This is a genomic window from Curtobacterium sp. ODYSSEY 48 V2, from assembly GCF_023712625.1.
In the GTDB taxonomy this organism is placed as follows: domain Bacteria; phylum Actinomycetota; class Actinomycetes; order Actinomycetales; family Microbacteriaceae; genus Curtobacterium.
This window is the reverse complement of the sequence record NZ_JAMAXX010000008.1, coordinates 182,094-202,614: the sequence shown is the minus strand read 5'-3', so window position 1 is coordinate 202,614 and position 20,521 is coordinate 182,094. Positions and strand designations below refer to the sequence as shown.

General features: G+C 72.9%; 18 protein-coding genes and 1 tRNA gene. 16 read left to right on the top strand and 3 right to left on the bottom strand.

Annotation, left to right across the window (positions count from 1 at the left end):
* Entirely contained in the window at window positions 1-1,398 is a 1,398-nt protein-coding gene (locus tag M3666_RS13730; protein WP_066654379.1) for a serine hydrolase, read from the top strand.
* Window positions 1,399-1,471: 73 nt separating this feature from the next.
* On the opposite strand, the gene M3666_RS13725 is transcribed toward M3666_RS13730, so the two are convergent.
* A complete protein-coding gene (locus M3666_RS13725; RefSeq protein ID WP_066654378.1) occupies window positions 1,472-2,263 on the bottom strand; it encodes an SGNH/GDSL hydrolase family protein in 792 nt (263 codons plus the stop codon).
* Between the two features lie 23 nt (window positions 2,264-2,286).
* Between M3666_RS13725 and M3666_RS13720 the strand changes: the two genes are divergently transcribed.
* From M3666_RS13720 to M3666_RS13690, 7 genes are all read left to right on the top strand, one after another.
* A complete protein-coding gene (locus tag M3666_RS13720) occupies window positions 2,287-3,444 on the top strand; it encodes an acyl-CoA dehydrogenase family protein (RefSeq protein WP_251155505.1) in 1,158 nt (385 codons plus the stop codon).
* Between the two features lie 46 nt (window positions 3,445-3,490).
* Window positions 3,491-4,741 carry a DNA polymerase IV gene (dinB, locus tag M3666_RS13715; RefSeq protein WP_066654375.1) on the top strand — a complete coding sequence of 417 codons (1,251 nt, stop codon included), beginning with the start codon at window positions 3,491-3,493 and terminating at the stop codon, window positions 4,739-4,741.
* Between the two features lie 164 nt (window positions 4,742-4,905).
* Window positions 4,906-6,705: a DEAD/DEAH box helicase gene (locus M3666_RS13710; RefSeq protein WP_209683346.1), complete on the top strand. Its 1,800-nt coding sequence runs from the start codon at window positions 4,906-4,908 to the stop codon at window positions 6,703-6,705.
* Window positions 6,702-6,911: a hypothetical protein gene (locus M3666_RS13705; protein ID WP_066654373.1), complete on the top strand. Its 210-nt coding sequence runs from the start codon at window positions 6,702-6,704 to the stop codon at window positions 6,909-6,911. Before M3666_RS13710 ends, M3666_RS13705 begins: the two co-directional genes overlap by 4 nt.
* Before the next feature lie 87 nt (window positions 6,912-6,998).
* Window positions 6,999-8,327, top strand: a complete 1,329-nt coding sequence (locus M3666_RS13700) for an NAD(P)/FAD-dependent oxidoreductase (protein WP_066654372.1) — start codon at window positions 6,999-7,001, stop codon at window positions 8,325-8,327.
* A gap of 178 nt (window positions 8,328-8,505) precedes the next feature.
* Window positions 8,506-9,645, top strand: a complete 1,140-nt coding sequence (locus M3666_RS13695) for a zinc-dependent alcohol dehydrogenase (RefSeq protein ID WP_251155504.1) — start codon at window positions 8,506-8,508, stop codon at window positions 9,643-9,645.
* A gap of 11 nt (window positions 9,646-9,656) precedes the next feature.
* Entirely contained in the window at window positions 9,657-10,238 is a 582-nt protein-coding gene (locus M3666_RS13690) for a hypothetical protein (protein ID WP_251155503.1), read from the top strand.
* A gap of 175 nt (window positions 10,239-10,413) precedes the next feature.
* On the opposite strand, the gene M3666_RS13685 is transcribed toward M3666_RS13690, so the two are convergent.
* Window positions 10,414-10,499 (bottom strand) — tRNA-Leu (locus M3666_RS13685).
* Window positions 10,500-10,687: 188 nt separating this feature from the next.
* On the opposite strand from M3666_RS13685, the gene M3666_RS13680 reads away from it, so the two are divergent.
* The 3 genes from M3666_RS13680 to mshC all read left to right on the top strand — a co-directional run bounded on the left by M3666_RS13680 (window position 10,688) and on the right by mshC (window position 14,137).
* Complete coding sequence (locus M3666_RS13680; protein ID WP_251155502.1) at window positions 10,688-12,004, top strand: M20/M25/M40 family metallo-hydrolase; 1,317 nt, start codon at window positions 10,688-10,690, stop codon at window positions 12,002-12,004.
* A gap of 61 nt (window positions 12,005-12,065) precedes the next feature.
* A complete protein-coding gene (locus M3666_RS13675; protein WP_209682544.1) occupies window positions 12,066-12,896 on the top strand; it encodes an undecaprenyl-diphosphate phosphatase in 831 nt (276 codons plus the stop codon).
* A complete protein-coding gene (gene mshC, locus M3666_RS13670) occupies window positions 12,893-14,137 on the top strand; it encodes a cysteine--1-D-myo-inosityl 2-amino-2-deoxy-alpha-D-glucopyranoside ligase (RefSeq protein ID WP_251155501.1) in 1,245 nt (414 codons plus the stop codon). The genes M3666_RS13675 and mshC overlap by 4 nt, the downstream gene beginning before the upstream one ends.
* 190 nt (window positions 14,138-14,327) lie before the next feature.
* On the opposite strand, the gene M3666_RS13665 is transcribed toward mshC, so the two are convergent.
* The gene (locus M3666_RS13665) at window positions 14,328-15,263 is read right to left on the bottom strand and encodes a proteasome assembly chaperone family protein (protein WP_066654364.1); all 936 of its coding nucleotides are present in this window, start codon (window positions 15,261-15,263) and stop codon (window positions 14,328-14,330) included.
* A gap of 159 nt (window positions 15,264-15,422) precedes the next feature.
* Between M3666_RS13665 and M3666_RS13660 the strand changes: the two genes are divergently transcribed.
* The 5 genes from M3666_RS13660 to M3666_RS17165 all read left to right on the top strand — a co-directional run bounded on the left by M3666_RS13660 (window position 15,423) and on the right by M3666_RS17165 (window position 20,352).
* Window positions 15,423-16,133, top strand: coding sequence for an HAD family phosphatase (locus M3666_RS13660; protein WP_251155500.1), 711 nt, complete (start codon window positions 15,423-15,425; stop codon window positions 16,131-16,133).
* Window positions 16,130-17,260 (top strand): tRNA (adenine-N1)-methyltransferase, encoded by a 1,131-nt coding sequence (locus tag M3666_RS13655; RefSeq protein WP_251155499.1) that lies wholly within the window; start codon window positions 16,130-16,132, stop codon window positions 17,258-17,260. The genes M3666_RS13660 and M3666_RS13655 overlap by 4 nt, the downstream gene beginning before the upstream one ends.
* 40 nt (window positions 17,261-17,300) lie before the next feature.
* Window positions 17,301-18,227, top strand: a complete 927-nt coding sequence (locus M3666_RS13650; RefSeq protein WP_251155498.1) for an FKBP-type peptidyl-prolyl cis-trans isomerase — start codon at window positions 17,301-17,303, stop codon at window positions 18,225-18,227.
* A 72-nt stretch (window positions 18,228-18,299) separates the two neighbouring features.
* A complete protein-coding gene (locus M3666_RS13645) occupies window positions 18,300-19,388 on the top strand; it encodes a YafY family protein (protein WP_251155497.1) in 1,089 nt (362 codons plus the stop codon).
* Entirely contained in the window at window positions 19,381-20,352 is a 972-nt protein-coding gene (locus M3666_RS17165; RefSeq protein ID WP_251155496.1) for a WYL domain-containing protein, read from the top strand. Before M3666_RS13645 ends, M3666_RS17165 begins: the two co-directional genes overlap by 8 nt.
* Window positions 20,353-20,521: the final 169 nt, after the last annotated feature.

Genomic DNA, 20,521 nt, shown 5'->3' with positions numbered 1-20,521 from the left:
GTGACGACGACGTTCCCGCGCAGCACCCCGTCCGCCCTCGGCATCGACGCACGCGGGATCACCGCGTTCCTCGACGCCCTCGAGTCGACACCGGACGTCGAGCCGCACAGCATCGTGCTGCTGCGACACGGCCGGGTGGCCGCCGAGGGATGGTGGGCCCCCTACGCCGCGGACCGCGTCCACCTGCTCTACTCGCTCAGCAAGAGCTTCACCGCCGCTGCCGTCGGCATCGCCGTCCGTGAGGGGCTCGTCGACCTCGACGCCACGGTGCTGTCGTGCTTCCCTGAGCTCGACGCGGACGTCACCGACGAGCGCAGTCGCCGGATCCGGGTCCGACACCTGCTCGCGATGGCGTCCGGGCACCGCGAGGAGACCCTGCAGCGGGCCGAGGCCACCGACCCGGAGGACCTGGTCCGCGGGTTCCTCCTCACCCCGCCGGACGAGGAACCCGGCACGGTCTTCGCGTACAACCAGCCGTGCACGTACACGCTCGCCGCGATCGTCCGCCGGGCGAGCGGCGAGTCCCTCGTCGACTACCTGCGCCCGCGCCTGCTCGACCCGCTCGGCATCGACGACCTCTCGTGGAAGCGCGACGACACGGGCGCCGAGCTCGGGTTCAGCGGTGCGTACGCGCCGACGGCCGCCGTCGCAGCGCTCGGCCAGCTGTACCTGCAGCGGGGCGTGTGGGACGGGCAGCGCATCCTCGACGAGGACTGGGTCGACGCCGCCACGAGCACGCAGGTCGACAACCCCCACGAGGAGAACGCGGACTGGCGGCAGGGCTACGGCTTCCAGTTCTGGATGGCCCGCCACGGCTTCCGCGGCGACGGCGCGTACGGCCAGTTCTGCGTCGTGCTGCCGGAGCAGGACGTCGTGCTCGCCCTGACCGGGCAGTCGCTCGACATGCAGGCGGTGCTCGACGCGGCCTGGCAGCACCTGCTGCCGGCGATCGCGCCGCAGGACGGCGACGAGGGCGCTGCGGGCACGGCCGCCGGTGTCGACGCGGACCCCGGTCTGGAGGCACGGCTCGCCTCCCTCGGGCTGCCCCCGGTGCAGGGCGGTCGCCTGGCCGACGCCGTGGCCGGGTCCTACGAGTCCGACGGCGTGCTCGAGGGGCTCCGGTTGGAGTCCGACGCCGAGGGCTGGCGACTCACGGTCGACGTCGACGGCGGGCTGCTGTCGGTCCCGGTCGGTCAGGGCGCGTGGTCGGTCGAGGGGCCGCTCGCCACGAGCGGTGCGACCGGACCCGACGGCACCGTCGAGGTCGTCGTCCGCTTCGTCGAGACCCCGCACGCCGCCCGGCTCCGGCTCGACCCGACCGCGGGGACGGCGACGGGGGAGTGGACCACGCAGCCGCTGCACGACGGGCCGCTCACGCTGCGCCGCCCGGTCGACTGACCGATCGCGCCCACTGGCGGACACCGCGCCGCGCACACGGGGGTGCGGCCTCCGACCGAGGGTGCACTCCGGGTCAGGGCGTGTCGGACGTCACGTCAACGGGCTGCAGGTCGGGCCGCTTCGCGCTGATGCCGTCGCCGGACGACGTGTGCCGGATGCGCCGCACGACCCAGGGGACGAGGTACTCGCGCGCCCACCCGAGGTCCTCGACGCGGGCCTCGCGCCACGGTCTGGCCTCGAGCGGCTCCGGCGTCACCGGGTCGAGCCCGTGCTCGACCCCGAGGGCGTCGAGCACGGCCGCGGCGACGGTCGCGTGGCCGGTCGGGGAGTGGTGCAGGCGGTCCGGCGCCCACATCCGGGGGTCGCGGAGGACCCGGAGCGCCCACATGTCGGCGACGAGGGCACCGTGCTTGAGCGCGATCGCGTGCAGGTTCTCGTTGTAGATCGCCGTCTTGCCGCGGACCATGCCGAGCACGGGTGTCATGCCGACGTCGGGGCCGGTGAAGAGCACGACGGTGGCGCCGTCGCTCCGCAGCCGCCCGACCATGCCGTCGAACCGTTCGGCGAGCTCGTCGGGGTCCGAGCCGGGGCGGATGATGTCGTTGCCGCCGGCGGACACCGTCACGAGGTCGGGGCGGAGCGCGAGGGCCGGCTCGACCTGCTCGTCGACGATCTGCCCGAGCAGGCGCCCGCGGATCGCCAGGTTGGCGTACGCGAACCCGTCCGCCCGGCCGGCGAGGACCTCGGCCACGCGGTCGGCCCACCCACGGTTGCCGCCGGGGACGGTGGGGTCCGGGTCACCGATCCCCTCGGTGAACGAGTCACCGATCGCGACGTACCTGGACCACGCATGACGAGCTGACACGCCTCCGACCGTAGTCTCGTGGCATGACGTTGGCCGACGAACCCGGGTGGACGCTGTCGCAGGACCTGCTGGAGCGGATCGCCGCCCGCGCGCCGCGGTACGACGCCGAGAACGCGTTCTGCGCCGAGGACCTCGAGGAGCTGCGCGCGGCCGGCTGGCTGCGCATCGGCGTCCCGGTCGGGCAGGGCGGCGCTGGGCTCGGCCTCGCCGCGACGAGCGCCCTGCAGCGGCGGCTCGCGCAGGCCGCGCCGGCGACCGCGCTCGGGCTCGGGATGCACCAGGTGTGGGTGCAGGCGGCGCGCGCCGTCACGGCGCGGGGCGGGTCGTTCCTCCAGGCCGTCACCGACCACGCGGCGGTCGACCACCTGCTCGCCTTCGGGGTGAGCGAACCGGGCAACGACGCCGTGCTGTTCGACTCGTCGACGACGGCGGAGCCTGACGGCGACGGCGGCTACCGCTTCACCGGCACGAAGGTGTCCACCTCGCTCGCCCCGGCGTGGGACGTCCTCAGCGTGTTCGGCAAGGACACCAGTGGTCCGGAGCCACGGCTCGTGCACGGCTTCGTGCTGCGGTCCGACGGCGACGTCGAGCACCTCGACGACTGGGACACGCTCGGGATGCGCGCGACCCAGAGCCGGACGACGCTGCTGCACGGCGTGCACGTGCCGGCGTCGCGGATCGTCCGGGTGCTCCCCGTCGGTCCGACGCAGGACCCGCTCGTCTTCGGGGTGTTCGCGGCGTTCGAGCTGCTCGTGGCGTCGGTGTACGTCGGGATCGCCGAACGGGCGCTCGGACTGGCCGTCGCAGCGGTGTCCGGTCGACGCGGGCGCGACGGCGTCCCGCGGTCGCAGGACCCCGACGTCCGCCGTGCGGTCGCCGACCTGCGCGGCGCGGTCGACGCGGTCGCCCTGCAGGTGTCCGCCCTGGCCCGGTCGGTCGACGAGCTGGACGACCTCGGCCCCCGCTGGTTCCCGCTGCTCGTCGGCACCAAGGCGCGGACGGTGGACGCGGCGCAGCACGTCGTGGACGAGGCGCTGCGGCTCGCCGGCGGCTCGGCGTTCCGGGCGTCGTCGGAACTCGCCCGGCTCGCGCGGGACGTCCGTGCGGGGCAGTACCACCCGTCGACGCGGGACTCGGCGGCGCGGACGATCGCCGCCGCGGAGCTCGGGCCGCTCGCCTGAGCCGGAGCCCGGCCCGGGTGTCGGTGGTGCGTGGCATCATCGCCGGGTGAGCAAGCAGGACGGACGCAACCGGCTCGTCTCCGAGCGTCCGGTCGACGACGTGACGGCGACGGTCCTGCACGTCGACATGGACGCCTTCTTCGCCTCCGTCGAACTGCTGGACCGTCCCGACCTGCGCGGGCTCCCCGTCATCGTCGGACACGACTCGGACCGCTCCGTCGTCACCGCCGCCACGTACGAGGCCCGTCGCTACGGCGTGAACTCGGCGATGCCGATGGCCGTGGCGAAGCGCCGGTGCCCGAACGCCGTCATCGTCGAGCCGCACTTCGAGAAGTACGCGGCGAAGTCGGCCGCGGTGATGCGCGTCTTCGGGCAGTTCACCCCGAAGGTCGAGAAGCTCGGGATCGACGAGGCGTTCCTCGACGTCGCCGGTGCGCTCCGGCTCTACGGCACCCCGTGGCAGATCGGCACCGCCATCCGCGCCGCGGTCCTCGCCGAGACGGGTCTCCACTGCTCGGTGGGCGCGGCCTCCACCAAGTTCGTCGCCAAGCTCGCGTCGAGCCGGTCCAAGCCGGACGGGCTCCTCGTCGTGCCGGCCGCGCACACCGTGGCCTTCCTGCACCCCCAACCGGTCGCGGCGCTCTGGGGCGTCGGCGGCACGACGCAGGAGAAGCTCGAGCGCCGTGGCATCCGCACGGTCGGGGACCTCGCCCACACGCCGCTGCCGTCGCTCGTCGCCGCACTCGGTCCCGCCGGCGGACAGCGCCTGCACGACCTGTCCTGGGGCCGCGACCCGCGCGTGGTCGACACCGGCGTCAGCGAGAAGTCGATCGGGCACGAGGTCACCTTCGGACGTGACCTGACCGAGCGTGACGACGTCGCCCGCGAGCTCCTGCGCCTGGCCGACAAGGTCGCCGTGCGCCTGCGCCGCGCCGACGTGCAGGCCCGCACGGTCGCGCTCAAGGTGCGGTACACCGACTTCAGCACCCTCACCCGGTCCCGGACGCTCGCCGAACCGACCGACGTGGCGAAGCGGCTCCACCACGAGGCGGTCGAGCTCTACGACGTCCTGCACCGGCCCGGCAACCGGATCCGCCTGATCGGCGTGCGCGGCGAGAACCTCGTCCCGGCAGCGGCGAGCAACGCGCTGTGGGACGACGACGCGCCGTGGCGGGAGACCGAGACGACGGTCGACGCGGTCGCCGCACGCTTCGGTGCCGGCGTGCTCCGGCCCGCCTCGCTCGTGCGCGGCACGCCCGAGCAGCGTCCGCCGCACGCCCGGCAGGACCCGGCCTGACGGTAGGATCGCGTGAAGTGAGCGCAGCGGAGTACGACGACCAGCAGCAGCCCGCGACGCTGTGGGGCGACGCCCCGGACGGCGACGACCGGGCGACGCGGGAGCAGTCCGCGGTCGGTGGTGAACCGGCCGCGCCGGGCGCTGCCCGACCCCACGACGAGGCCGTGGTCCAGGCGGAGAACGCCGGCAACGCGGCCGCCGAGCACCTGTCACCGGCCTTCCCGGAGCGGGCTGCGTGGGGAACCGCGTCGAAGCTCCGTGCGTGGCAGGTCGAGGCGCTCACGAAGTACTTCGAGACCGAGCCGCGCGACTTCCTCGCCGCCGCGACCCCCGGCGCCGGCAAGACCACGTTCGCGCTCCGCCTCGCCACGGAGCTCCTCGCCCGCGGCACCGTCGACCGCATCGTCGTCGTGGCCCCGACGGAGCACCTCAAGCGGCAGTGGGCGGACTCTGCCGACCGCGTGGGCATCCGGATCGACCCGATGTTCAAGAACGGCGACGGGATGTTCGGGCGGCACTACCAGGGCGTGGCGATCACCTACGCGCAGGTCGGCATGAACCCCGAGGTCCACCAGAAGATCACCGAGGGCGGTCGCACGCTGGTGATCCTCGACGAGGTCCACCACGGCGGCGACGCACTCACCTGGGGCGACGGCATCCGCGAGGCCTTCACGAAGGCAACCCGTCGGCTGTCCCTCTCCGGCACCCCGTTCCGGTCGGACACGGCCCCGATCCCGTTCGTGCAGTACGCCCCCGACGAGCAGGGCATCCGGACCTCGATCTCCGACTACAACTACGGGTACGGCCGCGCGCTCAAGGACGGCGTCGTCCGCCCGGTGCTGTTCATGGCCTACGCCGGGCAGATGCGCTGGAAGACGCGCATGGGCGACGAGATGTCGGCGTCCCTCGGCGAGCAGGTCACGAAGGACATCACCGCACAGGCGTGGCGGACCGCGCTCTCGCCGGAGGGCGAGTGGATGCCCGCCGTGCTGTCGGCCGCCGACAAGCGGCTGACCGAGGTCCGTCGCGGCGTGCCGGACGCCGGCGGCCTGGTGATCGCGACCGACACCACGACCGCGCGCGCCTACGCCCGGATCCTGCAGCAGATCACCGGCGAGCGACCGACCGTGGTGCTCTCCGACGAGGCCGCCGGATCGAGCCGGATCCAGGCGTACGCCGAGGACACCTCGCGCTGGATGGTCGCCGTCCGCATGGTGTCCGAGGGCGTCGACGTACCCCGGCTCTGCGTCGGCGTGTACGCCACGAGCGCGAGCACACCGCTGTTCTTCGCGCAGGTGATCGGGCGCTTCGTCCGGGCCCGCCGCCGCGGCGAGACCGCGAGCGTGTTCCTGCCGAGCGTGCCCGGGCTGATGGCCCTCGCGGCGTCGCTCGAGCTCGAGCGCGACCACGCCCTCGACCGGCCGAAGGACAGCGACGACGGGATGTACAACCCCGAGGACGCCATGGTCGCCGAGGCCAACAAGGAGGACCGGGCGTCCGAGAGCCTGCTCGAGGTGCAGCCGTTCGAGGCGCTCGACTCGCAGGCGTCGTTCGACCGGGTGCTCTACGACGGCGGCGAGTTCGGCACCGGGGGCGAGGTCGGCTCGCTCGAGGAACTCGACTTCATCGGCATCCCGGGGCTCCTCGAACCCGACCAGGTGCGCGATCTCCTGCGGGCCCGTCAGGCATCCCAGGCGAAGCGGTCGAAGGGCCGCGCGGCGAAGGACGGCCTCCCCAAGAGCAAGCCCGACGAGTCGCGCCCGATGTACCAGACCATCAAGGAGCAGCGGACCGAGCTCGCACGGCTCGTCTCGATCTGGTCCCGGCACGCGAACGAACCGCACGGGGCCATCCACGCCGAGCTCCGTCGGATCAGCGGTGGGCCGGCCGTGGCGCAGGCGAGCATCGAACAGATCCAGAAGCGGATCGACGTGCTGCGCTCGCGGATCGGCAACCGACGGTGATCGAGCCCGTCGACGACCGCACGTGGCTGGTGAAGCGCACGCCGGAGTCCTCACCCGAGGCGATCATCGACCGCTTCGGCGGCGGGTACCGCCTGCGCCGGTTCTCGCTCACCGAGTCCCGTCGCACCCAGCACGGCGTCCACACCGGCCCCGAGCTGGCCGAGACCGCCTGGTGGCGCCTGCAGGACCGTCCGCCCGGACGGTGATCGCCCGGTGAGCGATCCGGTTGCGGTGCACGGACCGGGCGGCGCGGCTTGGTGACGTCACAGGGGTTCTTCCGGTAGACCGGGTGCATGGCAGACTCCATCCCTCACGTCCTCGTCCTCGGCGGCGGCTCCGCCGGCTACACCACGGTCAAGCAGCTCCAGAAGCACGCCGCGACCGTGCCGATGCGGATCACGCTGGTGGACCAGAACACGTACTACACGTACCTGCCGTTCCTGCCGGAGGTCGCGGGCGGGCACATCGCCCCGAAGGACGTCACCTTCGAGCTCCGTCGCGCGCTGAAGAAGACCCGCGTCATCCAGGGCAAGGTCACCGGCATCTCGTCGAAGGACAAGACCGTGTCCATCGCCACGGCCGGCGGCGACGACCGCACGCTCGGCTACGACCAGCTCGTCGTCGCGCTCGGCTCGGTGACCCGTACGTTCCCGACCCCCGGGCTCGAGGAGTACGGCGTCGGCTTCAAGACCGTGGAGGAGGCCGCCTACGTCCGCGCGAAGCTCCTCGACAACATCGCGAAGGCCGCTGCCACCCGTGACGAGGACGAGCGTCGCCGTCTGCTGACGAGCATCTTCGTCGGCGGTGGCTACACCGGCGTCGAGGCGATCGGTGAGCTCTTCGACGTCTCGCAGGCCGCCATCAAGACCTACCCGTCGCTCGCCGGTGAGCAGCCGCGCTGGGTGCTCATCGACGCGCTCGACCGCGTCGCGCCCGAGGTGGGCCCGGAGCTCTCGAAGTGGACCCTCGAGTCGCTCCGTGCCCGCGGCATCGACGTCCGTCTGAAGACCACCATGCCGAGCGCCGAGGGCGGGGTCATCAAGCTCTCCGACGGCGACGAGTTCGCCACCGGGCTGCTCGTCTGGACCGCCGGCGTCAAGCCGAACCCGCTCCTCGACGCCACGGACCTGCCGCGTGGTCCGAAGGGCCACCTCGCTGCGAACGCGAAGCTCCAGGTCGAGGCCGAGGACACGCACGAGGTCGTCCCGGGTGTCTGGGGCCTCGGCGACGTCGCGCAGGTCCCCGACCTGACCGCCGAGAAGCAGCCGGCCTACTACCCGCCGAACGCGCAGAACGCCGTCCGTCAGGCCGTCGTCGCCGCGGACAACGTGGTCGCCACCATCACGGGCAAGCCGCTCGAGGAGTACCGCCACCCGTCGATCGGCACCGTCGCCTCGTACGGCGTCGGCAAGGGCGCCGGCAACATCAAGGGTGTCAAGATGACGAACCTGCTCGCCTGGCTCGCGCACCGCTCGTACCACGTGTACGCGATGCCGACGCTGAACCGGAAGGTCCGCATCGTCATCGGCTGGATCACCGGTGCGGTGTCAGGCCGCGACGCGACCAGCCTCATCAAGGAGACCGACCCGCGACGCAACTTCGTCGAGGCCTCGAAGAGCTGACACAGGTCGACGTCACCACGTGACGGACGGGAGGCACGGTGCCGGTCGGCACCGCGCCTCCCGTCCGTTCGCCGGTCCCTCGTCGACGGTCCCGGTCGTTCTGCTCAGATCGCGCGGTCCTGGATCGCCTCGCACGGCACCGAGGCGAGCGTGGGCTCCACGAACGAGAGGAGCGCCCATGCGTGCCATGACCTACCGCGGACCGTACCGGGTCCGTGTCGAGGAGAAGCCCGATCCCCGGATCGAGCACCCGAACGACGCCGTCGTCCGGGTCGAACGGGCCGCGATCTGCGGTTCCGACCTGCACCTCTACCACGGCATGATGCCCGACACCCGCGTCGGGCACACCTTCGGCCACGAGTTCATCGGCGTGGTCGAGGAGGTCGGTTCGTCGGTGGCGTCACTCGCCGTCGGCGACCGCGTGATGGTGCCCTTCAACGTCTACTGCGGCTCCTGCTGGTTCTGCGCGAGGGGGCTGTTCTCGAACTGCCACAACGTGAACCCGAACGCGACGGCCGTCGGCGGCATCTACGGGTACTCGCACACCACGGGCGGCTACGACGGCGGGCAGGCGGAGCGCGTCCGCGTACCGTTCGCCGACGTCGGCCCGTCCGTCATCCCGGAGTGGCTGGACGCCGAGGACGCCCTCCTGATGACCGATGCCCTGAGCACGGGCTACTTCGGCGCACAGCTCGCCTCGATCCGCGAGGGCGACACCGTGGTGGTGCTGGGCGCCGGCCCGGTCGGGCTGTTCGCTGCCCGGTCGGCGTGGTTCATGGGTGCCGGCCGCGTGATCGTCATCGACCAGCTGGAGTACCGGCTCGAGAAGGCGCGCACCTTCGCCCACGCCGAGACCATCAACTTCGCCGAGGTCGACGACGTCGTGCTCGAGATGAAGCAGCAGACCGACTTCCTCGGAGCGGACAGCGTGATCGACGCCGTCGGTGCCGAGGCGGACGGCAACTTCACCCAGCAGGTCACGGCGTCGAAGCTCAAGCTGCAGGGCGGGTCACCGACCGCGCTCAACTGGGCGATCGACGGTGTGCGCAAGGGCGGGACGATCTCCGCCGTCGGCGCGTACGGACCGATCCCGAGCGCGGTGAAGTTCGGCGACGCCATGAACAAGGGCCTGACGATCCACACGAACCAGGCGCCGGTCAAGCGCCAGTGGCCCCGGCTGCTCGAGCACATCCAGGCCGGACACTTCCGTCCGAGCGACATCATCACGCACCGGGTCCCGCTCGAGCACATCGACGAGGCCTACCACCTGTTCTCGTCGAAGCTCGACGACTGCATCAAGACGGTGATCGTGCCGTGAAGGAGACACCCGTGACCGACCACACGCCCTACATCGCCGACCCGCCCCGACGTGTGCCCTCGTCGGCGGAGCTCCGTGAGCGCATCCCCGGGTGGGGGAGCGACCTCGACCCGGCCGACCGTCCGTCGGTGCCGAAGCTCTCCCGCGAGGTCGGACTCGCCTCGGGTGCCCACTGGGACGTCCCCGAGCCACAGCCCGGCGGCGAGGGCCGCGAGCGGTCGATCGAGCACGCCCACGTCACGCCCGTGTTCGGGACGGCGCAACCGCTGTCCGGGCTCGCCGGGGTCGTGAAGCGGTTCGCCTACGCCCGGTACAGCGAGGGACGGCTGGCGCACTGGCTGCTCCTCGTGCTGGGCGACCGGATCGACGTGGCCACCCACCGGGTGACGGACGCGCTCCGCGGCCGACCGGACCGGGTCGTGCACGAAACCGGCGTCCGCGCCGAGTGGCGGGTGCACCCCGTGCGGTCGCGGATCGGGTCCTCGCGGCGGGACTGGCGGCACGGGCTGCTCGACCCGCTCGTGGCGAACTGGGGCTGGCTCGCCGCCCTCGGCGGCCTGGTGCTGGTCGTGCGTCGCCTGCGGCGTCACTGAGACGTGGGGCGGAGGCCCTCGCGCCGCGCGCCTCCTGCGACACCGCGCTCGTCGTTCGACAGCGGTGATGTCGCACGATGCGCGTGCATCGGGTCATCGGCCCGCGATGCTCGCCGGGCGAGCACGGACGAGAAGAGCCCCCTGGCCGACAGGCCAGGGGGCTCTTCTCCTCTTGTGTCCGAGGGGGGACTTGAACCCCCACGCCCTAATACGGGCACTAGCACCTCAAGCTAGCGCGTCTACCAATTCCGCCACCCGGACAGGGTGTTCTGCACTTGTTCGGCTGTCGTTCCGGGCTGTTTTCCCGGCGTTCCTGCCGAGAGAAGACACTAGCACGGCTCTGAACGCACGATGAACACGGGCGCGCATCCCGGGCGAGTCCCCCGGAACGACGGGCGAGCAGGGGGGCGTACGCGGGTGCGTCGCGGGCTGCCGGTAGCGTTGGTGGCATGAGCGACGCCCTGCCGACCGAGCCGGACCTCGAGGCCACCGCCGCCATCGCGCGGGACCTCATCCGCATCGACACCACGAACTGGGGCGAGGGCAGGTCGGTCGGCGAGACCGAGGCGGCGCAGTACGTGGAGGCGGAGCTGCGCGACCTGGGCTTCGCGCCGCAGCTCTTCGAGTCGGAGCCGGGCCGGGTGAGCGTCGTCGCCCGTGTGGCAGGGCGGAACGCCGACAAGCCGGGTCTCGTCGTGCACGGGCACCTCGACGTGGTGCCGGCCGACCCCGCGAACTGGACGGTGGACCCGTTCGGCGGCGAGGTGCGCGACGGCATGCTCTGGGGCCGCGGCGCGGTCGACATGAAGAACATGGACGCGATGATGCTGACGGCGTTGCGCGACGTGGTCGAAGGTCAGGGCGCACCCGAGCGTGACCTCGTCATCGGGTTCTTCGCGGACGAGGAGGCGGGCGGGGTGCTCGGCGCCCACCACGTCGTCGACACGCACCCGGAGGTCTTCGCCGGCGCGACCGAGGCGATCAGCGAGGTCGGCGGGTACTCGGTGACCCTCGGCGGGCAGCGGGCCTACCTGCTGCAGACCGGCGAGAAGGCCCTGATGTGGATCAAGCTCGTCGCGCGGGGCACCGCGGCGCACGGCTCGCACGTGATGCGGGACAACGCGGTGACCAAGGTGGCCGCCGCGGTGGCGCGCATCGGAGCGGAGGAGTGGCCGGTCCGGCTCTCCGGCACCACCGAGGCGATGGTCCGCGAGATCGCGCGGCTCCTCGGCGTCGACCCCGTGACGACCGGGCCGGACGAGGTCGCCCTCGCGACCGGGTCCGCCTCGCGCTTCATCCACGCGGCGCTGCACACGACGACCAACCCGACGGTCCTCCGCGCCGGGTACAAGCACAACGTGATCCCGGACGCTGCCGAGGCCCTCGTCGACCTCCGCTGCCTGCCGGGCGACGAGGAGACCGTGCTCGAGCGGGTCCGGGAACTCGCGGGCGACGACGTCGAGGTCGTGATGACGCACCGGGACGTCGGCCTCGAGCAGGACTTCGGCGGACCCCTCGTCGACGCCGTGCGCGGGACGCTCGAGCGCCACGACCCCGGGGCGCCCGTGCTGCCCTACCTGCTGTCCGGCGGCACCGACAACAAGGCGATGTCGCGGCTCGGGATCGCCGGGTACGGGTTCGTCCCGCTGCAGCTGCCGGAGGACGTCGACTTCCCGGCGATGTTCCACGGCGTCGACGAGCGCGTGCCCCTCGACGCCCTCGCCTTCGGGCGGCGCGTCCTCGGCGACCTGCTCGCCACGTACTGATACATTGCCGGGTCGCCCCTCGGCGGCGACCCGCGACGACCGGCACGAAAGGCCCCGCTCGATGCACATCCTCGAGGCGATCTTCCTCGGCTTCGTGCAGGGACTCACCGAGTTCCTGCCCGTGTCCTCCAGCGCGCACCTGCGCATCGTCGGGCTCTTCCTGCCCGATGCGAAGGACCCGGGTGCCGCGTTCACCGCGGTGACGCAGCTCGGCACCGAGACGGCCGTGCTGATCTACTTCTGGAAGGACATCACCCGGATCGTCGGGCGGTGGTTCCGCTCGGTCGTCCGGCGCGACGTGCCGAAGGGCGACCCGGACGTGCGGCTCGGGTGGCTGGTGATCCTCGGCACGATCCCGATCGGGGTCGCCGGACTCCTGCTCAAGGACTCCATCGAGACCACGTTCCGGTCGCTCTGGATCGTGGCGATCGTGCTCATCGTCTTCGGCGTCGTGCTCGGCGTGCTCGACGTCGTCGGGCGCAAGGTCCGTCCGATCGAGCAGATGACGTTCCGGAACGGCCTGCTCATCGGCGTCGCCCAGATGCTGGCGCTCGTCCCGGGCGTCTCGCGCTCCGGCGCCACGGTGTCGATGGGACTCGCCCTCGGCTACACCCGACCGGCCGCGGCGCGCTTCGCGTTCCTGCTCGCCGTCCCCGCGGTGTTCCTGTCCGGCTTTTACGAGGCCGCGACGAGCCTCGGCGACCACGGCGCGCCCTTCGGTCTCGTCGACACGCTGGTGGCGACCGTCGTCGCGTTCGTCGTCGGCTTCGTCGTCATCGCCGCGTTCATGAACTACATCTCGAAGCGCAGCTTCATGCCCTTCGTGGTCTACCGGATCGCACTCGGTATCGTGCTCATCGTGTTGCTGTCGCTCGGAGTGATCCAGCCGTGAGGGCCTGGCAGGTCCCGTCCGTCCCGTCCGTCCCCGGTGACGCGCCCCGACCCGTGGTGCACGACACCGCGGCCGGGCGGCCCGTGGACCCGACCCACGGCGCGGAGGGCGCGACGCTCTACGTGTGCGGCATCACGCCGTACGACGCCACCCACCTCGGCCACGCGGCGACCTACCTGGCGTTCGACACGCTCGGTCGCGCCTGGCGGGACGCGGGGCTCGAGGTCGAGTACGCGCAGAACACCACGGACGTCGACGACCCGCTGCTCGAGCGCGCCGCGCGGGACGGCGTCGACTGGCGCGAGCTCGCCGCGTCGCAGATCGACCTGTTCCGCCGCGACATGGAGGCACTCCGCGTCCTGCCGCCGGACCACTTCGTCGCGGTGACCGACGAGGTCGAGCGCATCGCCGAGGCCGTCGGGTACCTGCAGGAGACCGGGTACGCCTACGACGTGCCGACCGACGACTCCGAGGGCGACGACGTCTACTTCGACGTGAACCGCCCCACCGAGGCGTGGGCGCTCGGCGACGAGAGCCGCCTGGACCGCGAGACGATGCTCGTGCTGTCGGCCGAGCGGGGCGGGGACCCGAACCGCGCCGGCAAGCGCGACCCGCTCGACCCGCTGCTCTGGCGTGCCGAGCGCGCCGGGGAGCCGAGCTGGGACACCGAGCTCGGCCCGGGACGACCCGGCTGGCACATCGAGTGCAGCGTGATCGCGGGCGACAAGCTCGGCCTGCCGATCAGCGTGCAGGGCGGCGGCAGCGACCTCGTCTTCCCGCACCACGAGATGAGCGCCGGGCACGCCGCCGCGCTCGCGCACCAGCCGCTCGCCAACGCCTTCGTCCACACCGGCATGATCGCCTACCAGGGGTCGAAGATCTCGAAGTCGCTCGGCAACCTCGTCACCGTGCGCGGCCTGCTCGACGACGGCGCCGACCCGCGGGCCGTCCGGCTCGCACTGCTGTCGCACCGGTACTCGGACGACTGGGAGTGGTTCGACGGCGAACTGACGAGCGCGACCACCCGGCTCGCGACGTGGGACGCCTGGGCGTCCGGCGACGCTCCGGGTCACGAGGACGACGCCGCCGACGCGATCGCCCGCATCCGCGCGCGTGTCGCCGACGACCTCGACACGCCGGGTGCGGTCGCCGCGGTCGACACCGCGATCGCCGCGGGGACCCGCGCGACACCGGAGCTGGTCGACCTCGTCGACGCCCTGCTCGGCATCCGCCTGGCCTGAGACCGGGGGCTCGGGCAGGCGCTCTCCCGGTCGCGCGACGTGCCGCCGGTGGCCGTCGCGGTCGCACGACGTGCCGCTCACCCCAGAGGTGAGCGGCACGTCGTGCGACCGGAGCGCGTGCCGACGACGGGACGGACGGGAGGCGCGGTGCCAGCCGGCACCGCGCCTCCCGTCCGTCCCGTGGTCGCGACTACTGCTGCGGCGGCTGCGGGGGCCGCCACGGACCCTCGCCGCCGGCGGTGCCGCCGTCCTTGCCGTCCTTGCGCTCGCGTCGGCGGAGGTACTGCTCGAACTCCTGCGCGATCGCGTCCCCCGACGCCTCGGGGGAGTCGACCGTGTCGCGGGCCTGCTCGAGCTGGCCGATGTAGCTCGCCATGTCCTCGTCGTCGGCGGCGAGGGCGTCGATGCCCTCCTCCCACTCGGTGGCCTCGTCGAGCAGGCTGCCCCGCGGGACCGTGACGTCGGCGAGCTCCTCGATCTTGTCGAGGAGGGACAGGGTGGCCTTCGGCGACGGCGAGTTGTGCACGTAGTGGGGGACCGAGGCCCACAGGGAGAGCGTGGTGAGCCCCGCGGTGTCCATCGCGTCGGAGAGCACGCCGAGGATGCCGGTCGGTCCCTCGTACGTCGACCGGTCGACGTCGAACGCCGCACGGACACCGGCGTTCTCGCTCGACACGAACACCGAGATCGGTCGGGTGTGCGGGACGTCCGCCAGCATCGCGCCGACGAACACCACCGCGTCGATCGAGTACACGTCGGCGAGGTCGATGACCTCCGCACAGAACCCCCGCCAGGTCCGGGACGGCTCCGGCCCGACCAGGACGAACACGTCGCGTTCGGTCTCGGAACCGGCCGCGCCGATGACCGGACGCCCCTCGGCGCCGGGCCCGTGCAGGACGATGCGGGGCCAGCGGATGGCTCGGGAACCGTCCTCCGCGGTGCCGACCTCCGGCCGGTTGAACTGGTAGTCGACGTACCGCTCGCCGTCGATCTCGCGCAGCTCGTCGAGTTCCAGCGCGTCGACGATCCGGCGGGCGAGGCCGCTCGCAGCCTCGCCGGCGTCGTTCCAGCCCTCGAAGGCGACGACGAGCAGCCGGCCGTCGCTGAAGGGGGAGTGCTGTGGCACGGAGGGGCCTCCTGGTGGTGGAGCGGGGCGCGCACGGTGATCGCGCGCGGCCGGACACGGTCGATCACCCAGGATATGCCGGAGCCGCCCGCGGGCACCCCTCCGTCCGCCCCGAGCGGAACCGCGGCGCCGGTCGGTGCCCCGGTAGACTCGTCGCCCGTGACCGCCCAGCACCCCGAACGCGTCCTCCCCGCAGCCGTGCTGTGGGACATGGACGGCACGATCATCGACACCGAACCGATCTGGCAGCAGTCCCAGGTCGAGCTGACCGACCGGTACGGCGCCGAGTGGACCCACGAGGACGGCCTCTCCCTGGTCGGGAGCGGGCTCGAGCGGTCGGGTGAGATCCTCCGCGACCGGGGCGTCGACATGGAGGTCGAGGAGATCGTCCTGTGGATGACCGACTACGTGACGCAGCGCCTGCAGGGCGGTGAGCTCCCCTGGCGTCCCGGCGCCCGCGAACTCGTCGAGGAGCTGCACGACCGCGGCATCCCGACCGCGCTGGTGACGATGTCCCGCCGCACGATGGCGCTCGTCACCGCCGACGCCCTCGGTGCCCGCGGCTTCCGCGTGGTCGTCGCCGGCGACGACGTCGACCGTCCGAAGCCCCACCCGGACGCCTACCTGGCCGCGGCGGCGCAGCTCGGGGTCGACCCCACCGCGTGCATCGCGATCGAGGACTCGGCCACCGGGGTCGCCTCGGCCGTGGCCTCCGGCGCCGTCACCGTCGCGGTCGAGCACATCGTGCCGCTGTCCGAGATCGCCGGTGGCGACGTGCACCTGACGACGCTGGCGGACGTGGACGTCGACCGCCTCGTCGAACTGACCAGCCCGGCCCTCGCGGCCCGTACCGAGACGGCGAGCCGATGACCGAGCAGACCCAGCAGCCCTCGCAGGACGACGTCGTCGCCCTGCCGCACACCGCCGGTGGCGCCCCGCACACCCCGCCGCGCGGTCCGTTCCGCGCCGGTGACCGCGTGCAGCTCACCGGCCCGAAGGGCAAGCTCACGACGCTCTCGCTCGAGACCGCCGGCGAGTACCACACCCACCGCGGCGTGCTCCGGCACGACGACGTGATCGGGCAGCCCGACGGCTCCGTGGTCCGGGCGAGCACCGGCGACGAGTACCTCGCGCTCCGGCCGCTCCTCAACGACTACGTGATGTCGATGCCCCGCGGCGCGGCCATCGTCTACCCGAAGGACGCCGCCCAGATCGTCGCCTTCGCGGACGTCTTCCCGGGCGCCCGGGTCGTCGAGGCCGGCGTCGGCTCGGGAGCACTCTCGCTCTTCCTCCTCCGGGCGATCGGTCCGACCGGCCGGCTGCAGTCGTTCGAGCGCCGCGAGGAGTTCGCCGCCATCGCGCGCGGCAACGTCGGCACGTTCCTCGGCGCCGTGCCGGACAACTGGTCGGTGACCGTCGGCGACCTCGTCGAGGAGCTCCCCGGCGCCACCGGACCGCAGAGCATCGACCGCGTGGTCCTCGACATGCTCGCGCCGTGGGAGTGCGTCGACGCCGCGGCGGACGCGCTCGTCCCCGGCGGGCTCGTCGTCTGCTACGTGGCGACCGTCACGCAGCTGTCCCGCACGGCCGAGGCGCTGCGGGACACCGGGCGCTTCACGGACCCGCAGTCGAGCGAGACCCTCGTGCGCACCTGGCACGTGGAGGGTCTCGCCGTCCGTCCGGACCACCGGATGGTCGGCCACACCGGGTTCCTCGTGACCGCCCGGCGCCTCGCCGACGGCGTCGTGCTGCCGAACCTGAAGCGTCGTGCAGGCAAGGCCGAGTTCTCGGACGAGGACGTCGAGGCCTGGACCCCCGGCGCCGTCGGCGAGCGGTCCGCCAGCGACAAGAAGCTCCGGAAGGTCGCCCGTCAGGCAGCGGCCCAGGCGCGCAGGGTCGCCGCTGCCGAGGCCTCGACGGACGCGCAGGGGATCGCGCACGGCGGCGCCGAAGGCACCCCGGATGCCTCGCACGATGCCGCCGACGGCGACCGCTAGGCTACGCATGCCCGTCCAGCACCGAACGGAAAGAGGGTCCGTGCGCACCATCCCCGCACTCCTGGTCACCATCGGCCTCGCCGCGTCCCTGACGGGGTGCGCCGCCAGCGGGGCCGGTACGGCCGCGTCCTCCTGCCCGGCTCCCGGTGCCGCGTCGGCAGCGGTGACGGCGTCCGGTGCGTTCGGCAAGGAGCCGAAGGTGTCGGTGCCGTCCGGGCTGACCACGACGGGCACGCAGGTGTCGGTCCTGCGCTCCGGCGACGGCCGCCAGATCGAGGAGGGGACGCCGGTCCTCGTCGAGTACACCCTCGTCGACGGCAGCACCGGTCAGGTCGCGCAGACCAGCGGGTACTCCGGGCAGACCGCCCCGATCACCGCGGGCGCTGCGAACTACGGCCCCCTGGGCACCGCGCTCGAGTGCGCCCACGTGGGCGACCGGCTCGCCGTCGCCCTGCCGAAGAGCGAGCTGAGCGGGAGCGCGACCGCCGGATCCGGCACGTCGCGCAAGGCCGAGGACGCCGTGATCGCGGTCATGGACGTCAAGCAGGCGTTCGACGCCCGGGCGACCGGCACGCCGCAGCTCGCCGGCGACGGCATGCCCGCCGTCGTCCTCGCGCCGTCGGGTGCGCCCGGCATCACGATCCCGTCGTGGAGCGCCCCGAAGGACGACGCGCTGCACCTGCTCCGCAAGGGGTCCGGGGCGGAGCTCACCGCGAAGGACACCGCGGTCATCAAGTACACGGCCGTCTCGTGGGCCGGCAGCAACGGCGACTCGTCCGTCGTCGGCTCGAGCTGGACCGACGGATCGGGCGCACAGGCGATCCCGCTCGGGAAGGGCCAGGTCATCGACGGCGTGCGGAACGCCGTCCTCGGCCACCGTGTCGGTGACCAGGTCCTGGCGATCGTGCACCAGCAGGACGGCACCACCGCGTACGTCATCGACGTGCTCGGGAAGATGCCCGCCTGACCCTCGACGGTCCGTCCACCGACCGCGCGCGGGTGCACTCCGGTGCACCCGCGCTGCCGTAGGATCGGGCTCGTGCCAGCCACCCGAGCCCCCCGCGTCCCCGCCGAGGAGCGGCTCTTCAGCCTGGTGCTCGCGCTGCTCTCGACCGAGGCCGGGCTGACCAAGGCGGAGATCCTGGCCAACGTGCAGGGCTACCGGCAGCGGTACACGTCCGGTGGGGACAACGCGTCGCTCGAGCGGCAGTTCGAGCGCGACAAGGACGACGTCCGCGACCTCGGCATCCCGCTCGAGACGATCGAGACGCCCGGCGCCGCCGGCAACAACCAGACGCTCCGGTACCGCATCCCGAAGGGCGAGTACGACCTGCCGCTCGACGTCCGCTTCACCCCGGACGAGTCCGCGCTGCTGTCGCTCGCGGCGATGGCCTGGCGCGAGGGTGCGCTGTCCACCGACTCACGACGGGCGCTGCTGAAGGTCCGGTCCGCCGGTGCCGACGACGGTGGGACGGCCACGGCGCAGGGCGTCGCCGGCATGGCCGCCTACTCGCCCCGGCTCCGCGCCCGTGACACCGCGTTCGAGCCCCTGCGTTCAGCGCTCGACCGTGGCGCCGCCGTGCGCTTCGACTACATCACGCCGGGCGAGCACGCGCCCCGCCGGCGTGACCTCGCACCGCTCGCGCTCGTGCAGCACGGCGGTCGCTGGATGCTCGCAGCGCACGAGTTCTCCACCGGCGGCACGAAGAACTACCTGCTGTCGCGGATCGTCGGACCGGTCAGCGTGCACCAGGTCGGGCAGCACCCCGCTCCCGCCGGCGCCGCCGAACGTGCCCTGACCGAGCTGGACCGGGTGTGGGCCGAACGGACGGCGCGGATCGCGGTCGTGCCCGGTTCCGATGCCGAGCGCCGGCTCCAGCGTCGACGCGGCACCGAGGTCGACGACGACGGCGTGCTCGTCGTGCACCACGTCGACCCGCAGATCCTCGCCGAGGAACTGGCGGCCTTCGGTCCCGAGGTCCGGGTGCTCGAGCCCGCCGCGGTCCGCGAGCTCGTGGTCGCCCGCCTGCGCGCCCTCGTCGCCGACCACGCGGAGGCCGGCCGAGCCGACGCAGATCAGACCGCCGCCGTCGACCAGACCGCCGACGCCGGAGGTACCCGTGCCTGACCAGCAACCGCTCCAGGCACAGGACAAGCTCGCGTTCCTGCTCGTCCTCGTGCCGTACCTCATCGACCACGAGCGCGTGTCCGTGGCCGAGGCCGCACGGCACTTCGGCGTCCCCGAGCAGCGCATCCGCCGTGCGGTCGAGCTCATCGCGGTGTCCGGGGTGCCCGGCGAGACGATGCAGTACCAGCACGGTGACCTGTTCGACATCGCCTGGGACGACTTCGAGCAGAACGACATGATCGTGCTGACGAACCTCGTGGCGATCGACGACTCGCCCCGGCTGTCGGCGAGAGAGGCCTCGGCCCTGATCGCCGGCCTGCAGTACCTGTCCGCGCTGCCCGAGGCCGCCGACCGGGACGCGATCCGGTCCCTCATGGCGAAGCTCTCCCGCGGTGCCGGGGGAGCGGCGTCGAACGTCGCGGTCGGTCAGGACCTGCACGACGCGGCGCTCGCCACCATCCGCCGTGCCGTCGCCGACGGTCGTGGTCTGGCGTTCGAGTACGCCGGCCCGCGCACCCGAGGCGGGACCCGCCGTGTCGACCCGCTCCGCGTCGAGTCGATCGACACCGACTGGTACCTGCGTGCCTGGGACCTCGACCGGCAGGCGCTCCGGACCTTCCGGCTCGACCGGATGACGAGCGTGCGCGTGGACGACCGCCCGGCCGAGAAGACCATCGGCGACGTCGTGATCCCGGACACGCTCTTCCAGCAGTCCGGCGGCGACGTCATCGTCACGGTGGAGCTCGACTGCTCGGCGCTGCCCCTCGTCGCGGACTTCCTGGCGGACACCGCCGACGCCGAGGACGCAGGCGGCCGCGTCCGCATCCGGCTCGCGGCATCGAACGGCTTCGACGGGGTCGTCCGGCTGGTGGCCGGCCTGCCGGGCCGAGCGGTCGTCCTCGACCCGCCGGCGGCCCGTGCCGCCGTCCGCGCGTTCGCCGAAGCAGCCCTGGCCGCCGAGTAGCGCGCGCACCGCGCCGTCGCCGGCCACCGCGTGCACCCCGCCAGCGCCGGCCACAGCGTGCACCGCGCCCGCCGCGCACCCTGACGGACGGGAGGCACGGGGCGGGCCCGCCGTGCGCCTCCCGTCCGGTCGTCCGCCTGTGGGTCCGCCGCCGACGGCCCGACTGTCG

Bases quoted from the DNA above. Each gene is read 5' to 3' on its own strand.
- M3666_RS13675 (WP_209682544.1), top strand. From the start codon at position 12,066: ATGCACATCCTCGAGGCGATCTTCCTCGGCTTCGTGCAGGGACTCACC.
- M3666_RS13720 (WP_251155505.1), top strand. From the start codon at position 2,287: ATGACGTTGGCCGACGAACCCGGGTGGACGCTGTCGCAGGACCTGCTG.
- M3666_RS13680 (WP_251155502.1), top strand. From the start codon at position 10,688: ATGAGCGACGCCCTGCCGACCGAGCCGGACCTCGAGGCCACCGCCGCC.
- M3666_RS13695 (WP_251155504.1), top strand. From the start codon at position 8,506: ATGCGTGCCATGACCTACCGCGGACCGTACCGGGTCCGTGTCGAGGAG.
- M3666_RS13700 (WP_066654372.1), top strand. From the start codon at position 6,999: ATGGCAGACTCCATCCCTCACGTCCTCGTCCTCGGCGGCGGCTCCGCC.
- M3666_RS13655 (WP_251155499.1), top strand. From the start codon at position 16,130: ATGACCGAGCAGACCCAGCAGCCCTCGCAGGACGACGTCGTCGCCCTG.